The following is a 15,697-nucleotide window of genomic DNA, read 5'->3' on the forward strand; positions in this document are numbered from 1 at the left end:
ATTTTATTGCTCAAAATAAGTGAGGCGTGGCAAATATTGAAAGAGCCGAATTTACATTGCATGGTTATGTATACAAAGCAATGGATGGACCGGGCAATCATAATTTTACTTTCAGCGAAGGTTTATCGTTTGTAATAAATTGCGACACGCAAGAACAGATAGATTATTACTGGAATAGCTTTACAAAAGATGGTGGTGAAGAAAGTATGTGTGGATGGTGCAAAGACAAATTTGGTGTTTCGTGGCAGGTTGTTCCATCCATACTTGGTAAATTAATGAATGATGCTGAAAAAAGCCAACGTGTAATGCAAGCTTTTATGCAAATGAAAAAATTCGATATTCAAGAATTATTGAATGCTTAATACAGATTGCATTTTTTAACTTTGGTTTTAGAATTGCAGATTTTATTACCATAAATACAATGAGATTTTGAAGTCCCTCGTAAAATTATGTATTTGCATAAAGTCTGCAATGTTTTTAATATTGAGTTGGCATCGCTACACTTGAAATTGAATTCCTTAGTGCCTTTGCGTCTTAGTGGCTGTAATTTATTTATCGAAAATCAATAAGATTTTGGCACGTATAAGGTGTATGCATATCACTTTTCAAATTTGTTTTTCACATACTGCATTCAACCTTCAATTTTTATTTCCGCAATTATTACCTTTGTAAAATATTAGAAATAAAAATAAAATGGAACCAATATTCTTTGCCAAACAATCGGATTTTAGAAAGTGGTTGATAAAAAATCATAAGAAAGAAACTGAGTTGATAGTGGGTTATTATAAAGTGGATAGTGGTAAACCAAGTATAACATGGCCACAATCGGTTGATGAGGCTTTGTGTTTTGGATGGATAGATGGTGTACGACATTCCATAGACCAGTACGCTTATCAAATAAGATTTACACCGCGAAAATCAACCAGCGTTTGGAGTGCAATAAATATTAAGAAGGTAGAGGAGCTAACAAAAAAGGACTTATGCAGCCTGAGGGGCTGGCCGCTTTTGAAAAGCGAAAAGATGAAAAGTCGAAAATATATGCTTTTGAAAAGGATGAAGTAAAATTAACAGAAGGTTTTGAAAAAATTTTTAAAGCGAATAAAAAAGCATGGAATTATTTTCAAGCACTTGCACCTACATACAAAAAACCTTCGGCCAATTATATAATGAGTGCAAAACAAGACGCAACCAGGTTAAAACGGCTGAATGAAATTATTGCAGATAGCGCAGCGGGAATAAATAAATGGAAGGATAATAAGTATAACAAAAAGCAAAGCTAAGGCAGTCAATATTTTTGTGCATGGTTCGTGACCTCGCAAACTATTCTGCATTCAACATCAACATCCTTGAAATCTATCGACAAATCAAGAAAATATTTTTTAGTGCATGGTTCGCGGAAACACAACCCAGAGACACAAACATTTTCTTATTTTTCTTGTTGCAAAATAATCTTTTCGGTGTAGCTTCCTTTTGTGTCTGTTGTAATTGTAAGAAAGTAAACTCCATCTTCGGCATCAAAATTTACTTCTGTAGTTTTATTTATCAGTTTTAACTCCTGCAACTTTTGTCCAATTACATTTCTTAAAGTAAGAGTTTGTTTTTCAGTTGGAATATCGGAAAGCTCAATATAAAATTTTCCATTACTTGGTTTAGGATAAATTTTAATAGATGAACTCAAACCATTTTCTTTTACACCAGTAATCGAAATCACATTAGATGTTCCTATACAGCCATTGCTATCATTAATAATAACATAATAAGCGCCCGCTTGTATGGGTACAAAAAAACTATTGGTTGCGCCAAAAACAATACCACTACCAACATTCCACCATTGATAAGAAAAAGCTGGTGAAGCAAACAAGGTATCGTTAGATTGAGTAATGGATGGTATGGGAGATTGATATTCATTAATAAAACCGGGTAGGGTTAAAGTGTCACAACCTGCTGTGTTACAGGCTATGAGTGTAACATCAAAACTTCCATAATTGTTGTAACAAATGTTTGTTGGATTTTGAACAGTTGAAGTATCAGGCGATGCTCCATTGAAATACCATTGCCATGATGTTGGGTTGTTGGTTGAAAGGTCAGTGAAATCAATGCACTGTTTCTCACAAAATATCGAATCGCTTGAAGCAAGATTAACCACTACCGCTCCACAAGGATCAAATAGCACATTTACAGAATCTGTTCCACTACAACCATCCAATGTAACTGTAACAATATACGTAGCTGTACTGTTGGCAGTAATCGTATTGGTTGTGTTGCCATTATTCCACAAGTAAGTAGCGTACACAGAATCAGGCGATAATATGATGGATTGTCCATTGCATAAAGTGGTATCATTGCCTATAAACGGCAATGGGCTCTTATTAATCTTAATATTAAAATTTATCGTGTCAGAAAATGGAGCTATTGATTTTGTTCGAAAAAGTTGCACGTTATAATTGCCTACTGCTGCAAAATAATGTGAAGTTGATGCATCAATAGATTGATTGAGAGGGCCACTGCCGGGATCACCAAAATCCCATTGATAGGTGAGGTAGCTTAACGAGTCGTCAAGAATGAATGTGGTAGTATCGCCAAAACAACATTTGGCAATTTCAACAAACTGAAAAATGCCCTGGTTAAAATTCGGCAAACCATATATGCATTTTGCCCCTGCCAAAAACACAGCACTATCAACAAAGTTGCAGGCCAGGCCTAATAAATTAGGTGAGTTTATTGCGCCCAACCATTCTGCACTAAAGCGCGAATAATAAATTTTACCATCAGGCGCTAATTGTATTGCACCTGGAATAAAAACGCCTAGAGTTTGAGTTGGGATGGTTATTTGCGATGCTGCAATAGCAGCACTAGAGCCGGCATTTAAGTCCCATTGATACAATTCAAAAACATCATAAGTGCCAGCATATAATACATCGCTCGATGGTGAAAACTCTACGCTATAACCCCCGGTTAAATTTGAATTTGGCGTAAGCACATTTGCATTTGATACTATACCGGTTGCGTTGTCAAAATCACAGTACCAAAATTCGCAAGGCTTACCTAACGCAATTGCCAAGCGCTTGCCATTAGGAGACATTTTCAAATTTCCCACAAAAGCAGGAGCTAAGTTTGAACATACCGGTCCAACACTAGATATGATTGGAGCCAATAAACCGGTGGGTGTTAGCTGATAGGCTACAAAATTAGTACCTACTGCTTCATGCGATACTACCCAAACATCTTTTCCATTGGCATGGAAACAGGCGCTTAATCGCTCCGATGTGGGGCCATACAGTAATTGATTTTTCAAAGTAACAGCTCCTAATCCGCCATTTAACGAAATATCAATTATGTTATATCGAAAGCCATCGGGGCCGCAAAAGCCATCAGTGGTAAATACATAATAGATAGTATTTGGCCCAGGTTGTTTTACAATTAATGCCGATTGTGTGGATGAAGAATTTCCAAGTAAGCCGGTACCATTGGCCATTAAAATATGATTTTTATTCCATACACTTATTCCGTCAGTATAAAATTGCAAATCGCCATTCTGGTCGGCAATGCTACTGCAACCTTCTACTTGGGTCATAACACTTGATAGATTGGCAACAGGAACTCCCGAGTTGAAATCTACAGCTGCTTCGTGGCCAAAGTACCATTGGTTAGCGGTTTTTTTTGGCCATTGGCAATTAAGCTAACTAGCATAATGTAAAGCAAAATTTTTGTTTTCATGTTTTATTTATTTAGATGTTTAGATAAATCAATTGATAAAAAATCGGTTCGTATAAATTTTATTGGCACAAATTATTTTTGCAAAACAAATACAGATTATAAGGAATAGATTTTTTTTCCCCGATAAGAATCGGGATTTCGCTTCTTGTTTGTAGTTGAGTTCAACATTTTGTTCGTTTTTAATTGTTGGAGTAAAATGATTTTGTCAACTGTACAATTAAATAAAACAGGTTAACTGCTTGAAATGTTTTTCTTTTTTATTAGTTAAAAACTAAAAGTTAAAAGTGAATAGTTTTTTTGTCCCTTGTTCGCTGTGACTTGAACCATTAACACAATTTATTTTTCCACGACAAGTTTTTTTGTTTCAGTAAAATCTGCTGTTTGAATTTTAACAACATAAATTCCCTTTGCAAAATCTTGCGTGTTTACTTCTAGTTTTTGCGTTTCTACTTCAATTGTTGTGTAAATTATTTTTCCCGTAATATCGGTAATGTTTACATCAACTTTTTTGTTGTTGCTACCTAAATTGATTGTGAATTGACCTGTGGTTGGGTTAGGATAAATTATAAAGGAAGAACTAAAACCATTTTCTTTTACACCAGTAATCGCAATCACATTAGATGTTCCTATACAGCCAATGCTATCATAAATAATAACATAATAAGCGCCCGCTTGTATGGGTACAAAAAAACTGTTGGTTGCGCCAAAAACAATACCACTACCAACACTCCACCATTGATAAGAAAAAGCTGGTGAAGCAAATAAGGTATCGTTAGATTGAGTAATGGATGGTATGGGAGATTGATATTCATTAATAAAACCGGGTAGGGTTAAAGTGTCACAACCTGCTGCGTTACAGGCTATGAGTGTAACATCAAAACTTCCATAAGTGTTGTAACAAATGCTTGTTGGATTTTGAACAGTTGAAGTATCAGGGTTTGCTCCATTGAAATACCATTGCCATGATGTTGGGTTGTTGGTTGAAAGGTCTGTGAAATCAATACATTGCTTCTCACAAAATATTGTATCAGAAGATTGAAGTGCTATTATAGGAATATTTCCGGTTGACGAAGCACACAGTGAAGAAACCTGACCGGCAGTTAATGCGACATTGTAAAATGTTATGTCATCAAGTTTTCCATCGAAATGATCAAAAATAGATTCTCCCTTTTTTCCAATACCGATTCCGCTTGTGGATTGTGTAATGTACAAACCACTGTTTAAAGATTGTGATTCAAGTAAACCATTAATATATAGTTTCCAGGTGCCATTGTTATAGGTTCCGGTAACGCAGTACCATTGACCGACCTGGAGTTGTGTGGTGGAAAAACAAATATGCGTGTTAGAATATCCTATCATTATTTTATTGTTGGTGAACAGATAGATTCCATAATCCCAATTTGAGCTCATTGGTGTTGGACCATTATTACATTTAATAAACAAAGCCCTTGCACTACTGTTAAAAGAAGCCGAGTTTACCCATAAACTAATCGTAAACTGCCCCGCAGGAAGAATATTAAAATCGCTGTGATAAGCAATTGAAATAGACTGATTCAATCCATTAAAAGAGTAAGCACTGGCCGGGTTCCCATTTCTGTCAACTGACAAAACAGCTCCATTGACAACACCATTGTGATTATTCCCACTTATATCATTCGCATTTCCTGTAAATGGATAGGAAGCAACCTGCGCATGTGAAATTTGAACAAAGGATCCGATCAAAATATAGAAAATAATATAAGAGCTTTTTTTCATTTTCGCGATTCTAAAAACTACAGTGAACAAACTTATGGATAACCTGACTACTGGTGCGAAGATTAGTCATTCAACTGCGAAATTAAATTTATTTTTCAATGACAAGTTTTTTTGTTTCAGTAAAATCTGCTGTTTGAATTTTAACAACATAAATTCCGGCTGTAAAATCTTTTGTGTTCACTTCTATCTTTTGTGTTTCATATGCTGTTGTTGAGTAAATTATTTTTCCTGTAATGTCAGCGATGGTTACTTCAACATTTTTATTGTTGCTACCTAAAACGATGGTGAGATGATTTGTGGCGGGATTGGGGAAAAGAGATATTGATGAAGCAAACGAATTTTCATTTATTCCTGTAGCAGTTGTTTGCCCAGCAAGGATGGTTTGGTTGTGAATGGAATTGTAAGCGTAATCTTTTAAAGTAAAATATACTGGAGGAATGCCGGTAACAAATACATTCAAACGTGCCCAACCGTAATAAGTGCTATTGCCAACTGTAATTTTCAAACCAAGATAATGGTCTGATGTACTTGTCCAACTTCCGCCTGAATCAGGGCAAGCGTCAAAAGAAATAAATCGTAATGCTGCGGGATTTGCACTAAAAGTTAGATTACTACCTACTGTATCGTTTGAGTTCATCATAAGCGGGGTATTCATCATTGGTGAAACCGTTCCTTTTCCACTTTGAGGAGTTATGTAAACTCGCTGTTTAATTGCAAGGGGACTAAAAACGCTTGCTGTGCAATGGAGAGAATCAAAATAGGTATTTAGAATGAAATCTACCATTCCATCATTATTTAAATCAAGATTATAAGATTGGGTGCAGGGAGAAGATGAACAGATAACAGTCGTATCCGGATTTACATCCGTGTAAATAATCTGTGCATTTGCACTTGCTGAAAATAGCATTGCTGTTACGATGAAAGCATAAAACTTTTTTGAAAGTAGATTTTTCATTTTGTTTTTGTTTTTAATTGTTTTAGTAAAATATTTTCGTCAAAATTATAATCAAACTCAGCAGGTTGTACTACCCGAAATGGTTAGTTTTGATGGTTGATATTTAAAACTTGATGAGCAAAAGAATAACTTATATTATTATCAGAGTCCCGCGAAAAGCAGAGACTCTGATAATAATGAAACTTTATTTTGTAACAATAAGTTTTTCAGTCTTGGAATATTCTGCTGTTTGAATTTGCAAGAAATAAATACCTGAATTTACATCTTCCACTCTCCATTCTATTGAATGTTCTCCATCTTCAAAAAGATTATCAGCAAGCACTTTCATTAATCTTCCATTTAAGTCAACAACCTTTAATGAAACTTTTTGTGATTGCTCAAGCGTGAAAGAAATAGATGTAGTGTTAGTGATTGGGTTAGGAGCAATTTGTAATTCATATAGATTTTCTAATTGCTCGGTAAAAACTTCGTTAGTTAATCTGCATGGAATGCTAACCGTTCTTGTTCCGGAACCTTTGCTGCCACAGCTGTTGGTTACTTTGCATTTGTATATGCCTGCTGTTTTTGCAACGTAGGTTTGTGCTGTTGCTCCTGCAATATTTACATTATTCTTTTTCCATTGGTATTGATAACCTGTTCCATTTGCTGTGAATGTTACACTATCGCCTGCACAAAAAGATAACGAACCGCTTTGCGTTATACTTACTGTTGGAATTGCGCAACTTGTTTCTCCGGCACGGATAGGTTGGTTGGGAATAGTATTGTAAGCGTAATCTTTAATCGTGCAGGATGAGGTGCTTCCATCTGAATTTATTTGCATTCGCGCCCATCCGTAATAGGTATTTGCTCCGACAATTAATTTTAGCCCCAAGTAACGATCAACTAAGTTTGGCCAAACTCCAAGAAGACTATAACCAAGGCAACCACTCGATGTATAACGTAAATATCCGGAGGCGGATAAACTAAGTCCTGATGAAATGACATTATTGAAATTCATTGCAAGCGGATAAGTTGTATTTGTAACCGCAACTAAAGTATTCGTGTTGAGAGCAGAAACCGAAACATATACTTTAGAATAGCCCAAAGGATTATTAGGTGAACATTTGCCATTATTTTTAATGCTCAAAATGTTATAATCACTGATACCATCATTGTTTAAATCTAGACTATATGATTTGGTACATGGACTGCTTAAACAGGTAATAGTCGAATCCGGATTTACATCCGTGTAAACAATTTGTGCATTTGCACTTACCGAAAACATCATTGCTCCCGATATAGTCGGGATGATGAAAGCAGAAAGCTTTTTTAGTAGTTGTTTTTTCATTTTGTTTTTGTTTTAAAGTTTAAAAAATAATTTAAGTCAATAATAATTTGGTCAAATGTATAGTAAGCCGAAGCTGGTTGTACTGCATGAAACAGGTAGTTTTGGTGAAAGGTGTTTAATACTTGGAGAAAAAATGGGACAGGTTATAATATTTCAGAGTCCCGCGAAAAGCGGAGACTCTGAAATAATGATGCTTTATTTTGTAACAACAAGTTTTTCTGTCTTTAAATAATCTGCTGTTTGAACTTGCAAGAAATAAATACCTGCATTTACTTCTTCCACATTCCAAACTACTGAATGTTCTCCTTCTTCAAAAACTTGCGCTGTAAGCGTCTTTACCAATCTTCCATTTAAGTCAACAACCTTTAAAGAAACTTTTTGTGATTGCTCAAGTGAGAAAGAAATAGTAGTTAATCCAGATGTTTCGGAAGAAATTGGATTAGGAGCAATTTGTAATTCATAAGGATTTTCTAATTGCTCGGTAAAAACTTCGTTGGTTAATCTGCATGGAATGGTAACCGTTCTTGTTCCTGATGATTTGCTGCCGCAACTGTTGGTTACTTTGCATTTGTATATGCCTGCTGTTTTTGCAACGTAGGTTTGTGCTGTTGCTCCTGCAATATTTACATTATTCTTTTTCCATTGGTATTGATAACCTGTTCCATTTGCAGTGAGTGTTACACTGTCGCCATTGCAAAAAGATAATGGACCGCTTTGAGTTAGGTTAACTGTTGGAGTAGTGCAACTTGTTTCTCCGGCACGGATAGGTTGGTTGGGAACAGAATTGTATGCAAAATCCTTAATGACTAAAATTGAAGCATTTGGTCCGCTCGAAAAAGCTTGAACGTTCAATTGAATCCAGCAATAGTGAGTTTGCCCTCCTGCAATAAATCTAAGACCCAGAAATCCATCTGAAGTAGTATTCCAGTTTCCTGTGATGGTAGTAGTATTACCGGATTTTTTATTAGAAATTATAAACTGGTCGGTTATTGCACTCCAAGTGGCATTAGCATTTATACTATTATTTAGATTCATCTTAGCTGGATATCCTGAATTACCTGTTAGGATGGCGCTCCCATTTAGTGGGGTGGCCTTAACTGTTCCTGCCGTATAACCAGGTTGCCATTGGCTAAATGATGTGATAATACTTGAAGTCAAAATAAACTTCAAATCGGATATGCCATCATTGTTTATATCCATAATATGTTCAATGTGAACGTGACCTCTTTGATTAAGTCTAGTCCGGGTAATTGAATCATTAGGACTGATGTCTGTGTAAAGAAGTTGAGCATTTGCATTTGCGGAAAACATCATTGCTGTTACGATGAAAGCATAAAACTTTTTTGACAGTAGATTTTTCATTTTGTTTTTGTTTTTAATTGTTTTAGTAAAATATTTTCGTCAAAATTATAATAAACTAAGCCGGTTGTACTACCCGAAATGGGTAGTTTTGATGGTTGATATTTAAAACTTGATGAGCAAAAGAATAACTTATATTATTATCAGAGTCCCGCGAAAAGCAGAGACTCTGATAATAATGAAACTTTATTTTGTAACAATAAGTTTTTCAGTCTTGGAATATTCTGCTGTTTGAATTTGCAAGAAATAAATACCTGAATTTACATCTTCTACACTCCATTCTATTGAATGTTCTCCATCTTCAAAAAGATTATCAGCAAGCACTTTCATTAATCTTCCATTTAAGTCAACAACCTTTAATGAAACTTTTTGTGATTGCTCAAGCGTGAAAGAAATAGATGTAGTGTTAGTGATTGGGTTAGGAGCAATTTGTAATCCATATGGGTTTTCTGATTGCTCGCTTAAAACCTCGTTGGTTAATCTACCTGGAACGGTAACCGTTCTTGTTCTGGAGGTTTTGCTTCCGCAACTGTTGGTTACTGTGCATTTGTATATGCCCGCTGTTTTTGCAACGTAGGTTTGTGCTGTTTCACCTGCAATGTTTACATTGTTCTTTTTCCATTGGTACTGATAACCTGCTCCATTTGCAGTGAGTGTTACACTATCGCCATTGCAAAAAGATAATGGACCGCTTTGAGTTAGGTTAACTGTTGGAGTAGTGCAACTTGTTTCTCCTGCAAGGATGGGTTGGTTGGGAATAGTATTGTAAGCGTAATCTTTAATTATGAAAGTTGGTTGATATCCAAAAACAACCTGCATTCGCGCCCATCCGTAATAGGTATTTGCCCCAACAATTAATTTTAGCCCCAAGTAACGATCAACTGAGTTTGGCCATAAATTAAGGCTGCCAGTGCCGCAATTACCCCAATATTTACTAAACACAAATCCGGAGGTGGATAAACTTAGTCCTGATGAAATGACATTATTGAAATTCATTGCACGCGGATAAGTTGTATTTGTAACCGCAACTACAGCATTTGCGTTAAAAGCAGCAACCTTAACTTGACTTCTGTAAACCATACCACCATGTTGACAAATGTTACCTGAACGAATGCTCGAAATTGAATAATCGTTGACACCATCATTATTTAAATCAACATTATATGTTTTGGTGCATGAATTGCCTAAACAGGTAATAGTCGAATCAGGATTCACATCCGTGTAAATAATCTGTGCATTTGCACTTGCAGAAAACATCATTGCTGTAACGATGAAAGCATAAAACTTTTTTGACAGTAGATTTTTCATTTTGTTTTTAATTGTTAGAGTAAAATTATTGTTATTTGAACGGGGACAAAGGTGGAGCGATAAATAAAACAGAACAATACCATAAACAGGGTGTTTTGCTTATGCAACTAAAATAATACACCATGTTCAAGGGGTTTCAGATGAAATATGAACAGGTTACATTTGCAACGTTTTTATTGCAAATTTTAAAGCCCTCACATAAATGAAGCTTAAGTTATGAAAAATTTTTTCCGCCTTATTTCCGTTTTATTCCTGTGTGGAGTTTTATTTAATGCTGCACAGGCGCAGAATCAACAAAAGATTGACTCGTTGCTGAATGTTTTGAAAACGGCAAAGGAGGACACGAACAAAGTAAATCACCTCTACAACCTCGGCCGGGAGCTGTTGTATTCCAACCCCGATACTTCCATGATACTTGGCAATCAAGCATTATCACTTTCCGAAAAAGCAACAAGCAAAAAACACATTGCTGATTCTTATCACATAATTGCGCTGGCGTATTTTTTGAAGGGAAATTATCCTTCTTCCCTGGAAAACAATTTTAAAGCATTAGCACTCAGAGAAGAACTTGCCGATAAATCAGGAATTGCAAAATCTCTCGGCAACATCGGAAATAACTATATGCACCAAGCCGATTATCCCAAAGCATTGGATTATTATTTCAAGGGATTGAAAATGCTTGAAGAACTTGCCGATAAAATGGGAATTGCCATACATCTCGGCAACATTGGAAATGCCTATTATTCCCAAAGCGATTATACCAAAGCACTGGATTATTATTTCGAGGCATTGAAAATGAATGAAAAAATCGGAAATAAAAATGGAATTGCAATGTGGCTCGGTAACATCGGAGTTGTCTATTGGAAACAAAAGGAATATCCCAAAGCATTGGACAATTATTTCAAGGCATTGAAAATACATGAAGAATTCGGAAATAAAAATGGAATTGAAACATGTCTCGCCAACATCGGAAGTGTCTATGCTGATCAAGGCGATAAACCCAAAGCACTGGATTATTATTTCAAGGCATTGAAGATTGCGGAAGAACTCGGAAATAGAGATGGAATTTCAGCACATCTCGGCAACATTGGATTTGTCTATCATGTACAGAAGAATTATCCCAAAGCACTGGACTATTCTTTCAACGCATTGAAGATTGCGGAAGAACTCGGAGATAAAAATGGAATTGCAATACATCTAAGCCGCATCGGAAGTGTTTATACTGAAACAGGAAAGTTCGCAGAAGCAGAAGAGTATCTGAAAAAAGCAATTGCTATATATGACAGCATTGGCGTTATGGATTTTTTAAGGCAATCTGAAGAATCACTATCTCAACTTTACGATACCACCGGAAGATACAAGCTCGCACTGGAGCATTACAAAAAAGCAATGGTGTTAAGGGATACTCTTTTTAACCAGGAGAAGAATAAAGAAATCACACGCAAGGAAATGAATTATGAGTTTGATAAAAAGGAAGTCGCAACAAAAGCTATGCATGATAAGCAAATGGCAGTGGCAGATGTAGAATTAAAAAAACTAAACTGCAAAACATCCGCAACCGGATTGCAAGCGACCTTCACGATGATGTTGGCTCTACGTTAAACAGTATATCGGTTTACAGCGAAGTGGCAAAACAAAAATCTCCGGCTGTGGTGGATGAACTGGAACATATTGGAGATGCATCAAGAAAAATAATAGAGGTGATGAGCGATATTGTCTGGACCATCAATCCAAAGAATGACACCTTTGAAAATATCATTTCACGCATGGGCACACTTGCGTACAACTTGCTAAAGGCAAAAAACATTGAACACACATTTCAGGCAGATGAAAACTTAAACGAGACAAAACTCTCCCTGGAATCGAGAAGAAATTTTTACCTGATTTTTAAAGAAGCACTCAACAACCTTGTAAAGTATTCCAATGCTACCCGCGCATCCATTACGTTAAAGAGCGAAAACGGATTAATAAAATTAGCAATCAGGGATAACGGGGTTGGGTTTGATGTTGCTCAGACATCAAAAGGGAATGGCTTGCTCAATATGAAAAACCGCGCAGAAGAAATGAAAGCGCAATTGAAAATAGAATCGGAAAAAGGAAGTGGAACAAATGTTGAATTAATTTTTAAAGCATAAGAAAAAAGAAGATAGAAGATAGAAGATAGAAGATAGAAGAGAGTAGAGAGTAGATAGAAGTGAGTAGTAGTGTATAAATAATGATTTCGGAAAGGAATTTAATTGAAAAAGATATCCAATGAATAGTCCATCAAAAAGTTTTAGAAATATAATTTACCCACTTCTGCTATCTACTATCTTCTAACTTCAAAATTCAAGTAAAATGAATACACCATCAAAAAATTTTCGCGATTTAATTGTCTGGCAAAAAGCGCATCAATTCGTTTTAGAAACTTATGATTTTACAAAGAAATTTCCTAAGGAAGAAGTTTATTGTTTGACATCTCAGTTTCGAAGAGCTGCCGTTTCCATCTCAGCAAATATTGCAGAAGGTTATAAAAAGAAAGGAAAAAACGATAAGTTAAAATTCTATAACATTGCCGAAGGCTCACTATCAGAATGTCAATATTACTGTATACTTGCTCAGGATTTGAAATACGGGAATTCAAATGAACTGTTGAATTTGTCATTTGAAATTGAGAGACTATTAAATTCCTACTGCGATTCCATTAGAAAATCTCAACAATAACTCTACTATCTACTAAATTCTATCTACTACACAAAATGAACATACGAGTAATTATTTTTGAAGACAACAGAAGCCTGCGCGAAGGATTGTTCCAGCTTATTAATGGTAGCCCCGGCTTTGAATGTGTGGGCGCATTTGCTAACTGTACAGATATTGTAAATGACATCCATCAAACAAACCCTGATGTTATTTTGATGGATATAGAAATGCCTGGAATATCGGGCATTGAAGCAGCTCTCATAGTGAAAGAAAAATTTCCTGATGTTAAAATTTTGATGGAGACCATTTTTGATGAAGACAATAAAATATTTCAGTCTATCTGCAATGGAGCTGATGGTTATATTTTAAAAAGTACGCCTCCGGTTCAAATACTTGATGCCATCAAAGAAGTATATGAAGGGGGTTCTCCAATGACACCAAGCATTGCCAGAAAAGTATTGAAGATGGTAAAAAATAAACCATCAACTGAATCAGCAAATGATTTTGATCTGTCAGACAGGGAAAAAGATGTGCTGAAATATCTTGTGCAAGGAATGAGTTATAAAATGATTGCTGAATCTTGCTTCATCAGCCCCGAAACGGTAAACGGTCACATCAAAAACATTTATAAAAAGTTGCAAGTTCATTCAAAAGGTGAAGCGGTGGCGAAAGCGATTAAAGGGAAGATTGTTTGAAGAAAGTTTTTAGCCGATATAATTGTTTTCCTTCCTACCTGCATCAAACAACCAAAACTGTTGGCGTAAGGAACACCAGCTCAAACAGAAGTATTTATAAATCAAAAAAGCGGAGCCATATTATTTAGCTCCGCTTTTTCGCTTTAATAATTTAAAAATTGTTCCGCTTCTAAGTCGTCCTCTTTTATTATTTTTTTGGGGTTGACAGACTCTGAAACTAAGAATCCTTATAGATTAGCCGCTGCTTTATTTTAGTGCTATCAATTTTTTGTGCTTGCGAGATGTTAATGATAAGGCAATTAAAAAGAAGTAAGATAAACTTTACTTTAGGAAACGTCATTATTATTTTGTTTAAAAAACTCATTATAATTATTTGTTATGGTTTGCGAAATCTTCTAAGTTACTATTGTTCCATTTCAGAGTCGTTCAGTTTTTTTGGGGAGTGGACATACTTGGAAACTAAGAAATATTTGTATCAACTTATTTAAAAAATAACCCATAAAAAGACAATAAAACAAGCGGTATTAAAAGCCATTTAATTGGAATGGGAATAATGGGAGTGCAAATTTTTACTTTGCCTTTTCTTTCTAAAAAAATCAACCAAATGTAGGTTAACAGAACAATTATGAATATGTGATAACTCATATATTTATCTGAGCTATCGCTATCAAATACGATCCATACAATTATAAAGTAAATAAATGCTGGAATTATCCCTACAGCGGTTGTTATATATTCTCCAATTAGTGGCAAACCTAAAGCTTTCTGAAGAAACGTTTTTTCTTTTTCGACATATTTTTCTTCTTCTAAATTTTTGTTCTGCTCATCCATGACTTTTGCTTTTGGAAAGATTTATTTATATAACTTTTTAACTTTTTTGGTATGTGATTCGCGGGGACGCGAACCAGGGACATAATGTAAAATACTAAAAATATATTCCCCAGTTGAATTGTATTGTATTCCATTTGAAAGGCGAAACAAAGTTTGCGCCATTAGAGTAGCCTATACGGTGATAACGATCCCAACCATACGATAGTGATACATAATAAGATTTTTTCTTGCTTATTGGCGTATATAAATACTTTACGCTTAAAAGATTTATCCCCGTACTTTCCAAATGGCTTTGGATTACTTCAGGAATTAGCCGATAATCTATAAAGAAGCGCGCAACTCTTGCATGTAATGCGAAAGCAGTACCGTAAGTATGACCCATTTGCGCATCGCCACGGAAAAAAATAGGGTAGTATTTTAACCCAACATCAAAAGTTTTATTGATTCTGTATACTGACTGTAGCCCTAAACCGTAAATAGCAGAAAAGCCGGCACGTGTGCTTTTAGATCCTCCTTCGATTCCTGGATTGAGCGATGCACCTATTACGATATCATCTGCAATCCTGAATCTGTGCTTATTCTTATGAACAAATAAATAGATAAGGGGAAAATGTCCTTCAAGACCACCGCCAAAGCCTGATCGAACTTTATCCACTTCATTTCCAGTTAATGTGTAACCCTCATATCGAATGTTATTTATAAAGAAGCCCATATCCATGAAGCCATAAGGCGCTGAAGTTTCTTCATTTATATAATCAACTTGAGCAGTTAAATAATAGTGATTTAAGCAAAAACATACAAGAAGTAGTAATACTTTAAATGTCTTCATAATTTTATTTGGATTTTGGTTTCTCGAATTTTTGTTTTCGAGACGTTATTTGAATTTTGTAAATATAAACTAAATTAGATAGGATTAAACAAAAAGTTTATATTGGATAAAAAATCTTATTAATGATATTGCTTTATCTAAATTTTTATTGGGCAATTAGTGAAGTTTATCTTTTTACCGCATTAAGGACACTTTATTGTCAGATCCAATTAAAATTGATGTCTTATAGATAAGTTATC

At 35.3% G+C, this 15,697-nt stretch carries 13 protein-coding genes and 1 pseudogene; 6 read left to right on the forward strand and 8 right to left on the reverse strand.

The features are described 5' to 3' along the window. The first annotated feature begins 26 nt into the window (after window positions 1-26). Together IPO27_04780 and IPO27_04785 are read left to right on the forward strand one after the other, a co-directional pair. Window positions 27-362, forward strand: a complete 336-nt coding sequence (locus IPO27_04780; GenBank protein MBK8845913.1) for a VOC family protein — start codon at window positions 27-29, stop codon at window positions 360-362. Window positions 363-693: 331 nt separating this feature from the next. After that, window positions 694-1,280, forward strand: a pseudogene (locus IPO27_04785) (YdeI/OmpD-associated family protein). Window positions 1,281-1,426: 146 nt separating this feature from the next. Here the strand turns inward: IPO27_04785 and IPO27_04790 are convergent. The 6 genes from IPO27_04790 to IPO27_04815 all read right to left on the reverse strand — a co-directional run bounded on the left by IPO27_04790 (window position 1,427) and on the right by IPO27_04815 (window position 10,421). Beyond that, a complete protein-coding gene (locus IPO27_04790; GenBank protein ID MBK8845914.1) occupies window positions 1,427-3,574 on the reverse strand; it encodes a PKD domain-containing protein in 2,148 nt (715 codons plus the stop codon). A 479-nt stretch (window positions 3,575-4,053) separates the two neighbouring features. Beyond that, window positions 4,054-5,472, reverse strand: a complete 1,419-nt coding sequence (locus IPO27_04795; protein MBK8845915.1) for a T9SS type A sorting domain-containing protein — start codon at window positions 5,470-5,472, stop codon at window positions 4,054-4,056. A gap of 88 nt (window positions 5,473-5,560) precedes the next feature. After that, complete coding sequence (locus IPO27_04800; protein MBK8845916.1) at window positions 5,561-6,427, reverse strand: T9SS type A sorting domain-containing protein; 867 nt, start codon at window positions 6,425-6,427, stop codon at window positions 5,561-5,563. Between the two features lie 184 nt (window positions 6,428-6,611). After that, window positions 6,612-7,754 (reverse strand): T9SS type A sorting domain-containing protein, encoded by a 1,143-nt coding sequence (locus IPO27_04805; GenBank protein ID MBK8845917.1) that lies wholly within the window; start codon window positions 7,752-7,754, stop codon window positions 6,612-6,614. Window positions 7,755-7,949: 195 nt separating this feature from the next. Beyond that, a complete protein-coding gene (locus IPO27_04810; GenBank protein MBK8845918.1) occupies window positions 7,950-9,116 on the reverse strand; it encodes a T9SS type A sorting domain-containing protein in 1,167 nt (388 codons plus the stop codon). 183 nt (window positions 9,117-9,299) lie between these two features. Beyond that, entirely contained in the window at window positions 9,300-10,421 is a 1,122-nt protein-coding gene (locus IPO27_04815) for a T9SS type A sorting domain-containing protein (GenBank protein MBK8845919.1), read from the reverse strand. A gap of 216 nt (window positions 10,422-10,637) precedes the next feature. On the opposite strand from IPO27_04815, the gene IPO27_04820 reads away from it, so the two are divergent. The 4 genes from IPO27_04820 to IPO27_04835 all read left to right on the forward strand — a co-directional run bounded on the left by IPO27_04820 (window position 10,638) and on the right by IPO27_04835 (window position 13,798). Then, on the forward strand, window positions 10,638-12,023 hold the full coding sequence (locus IPO27_04820; GenBank protein MBK8845920.1) for a tetratricopeptide repeat protein: 1,386 nt from the start codon (window positions 10,638-10,640) through the stop codon (window positions 12,021-12,023). Window positions 12,024-12,046: 23 nt separating this feature from the next. Beyond that, on the forward strand, window positions 12,047-12,556 hold the full coding sequence (locus tag IPO27_04825) for a hypothetical protein (GenBank protein ID MBK8845921.1): 510 nt from the start codon (window positions 12,047-12,049) through the stop codon (window positions 12,554-12,556). Between the two features lie 202 nt (window positions 12,557-12,758). Beyond that, window positions 12,759-13,124, forward strand: coding sequence for a four helix bundle protein (locus tag IPO27_04830; protein ID MBK8845922.1), 366 nt, complete (start codon window positions 12,759-12,761; stop codon window positions 13,122-13,124). A gap of 35 nt (window positions 13,125-13,159) precedes the next feature. After that, entirely contained in the window at window positions 13,160-13,798 is a 639-nt protein-coding gene (locus IPO27_04835; GenBank protein ID MBK8845923.1) for a response regulator transcription factor, read from the forward strand. Window positions 13,799-14,278: 480 nt separating this feature from the next. Here the strand turns inward: IPO27_04835 and IPO27_04840 are convergent, their stop codons facing one another. Both IPO27_04840 and IPO27_04845 read right to left on the reverse strand, forming a co-directional pair. After that, window positions 14,279-14,629 (reverse strand): hypothetical protein, encoded by a 351-nt coding sequence (locus IPO27_04840; GenBank protein MBK8845924.1) that lies wholly within the window; start codon window positions 14,627-14,629, stop codon window positions 14,279-14,281. 94 nt (window positions 14,630-14,723) lie between these two features. Then, window positions 14,724-15,458, reverse strand: a complete 735-nt coding sequence (locus IPO27_04845; protein ID MBK8845925.1) for a hypothetical protein — start codon at window positions 15,456-15,458, stop codon at window positions 14,724-14,726. Window positions 15,459-15,697 lie beyond the last annotated feature (239 nt).

The sequence above is a fragment of the Bacteroidota bacterium genome (genome assembly GCA_016714535.1).
Lineage (GTDB): Bacteria > Bacteroidota > Bacteroidia > AKYH767-A > OLB10 > JADKFV01.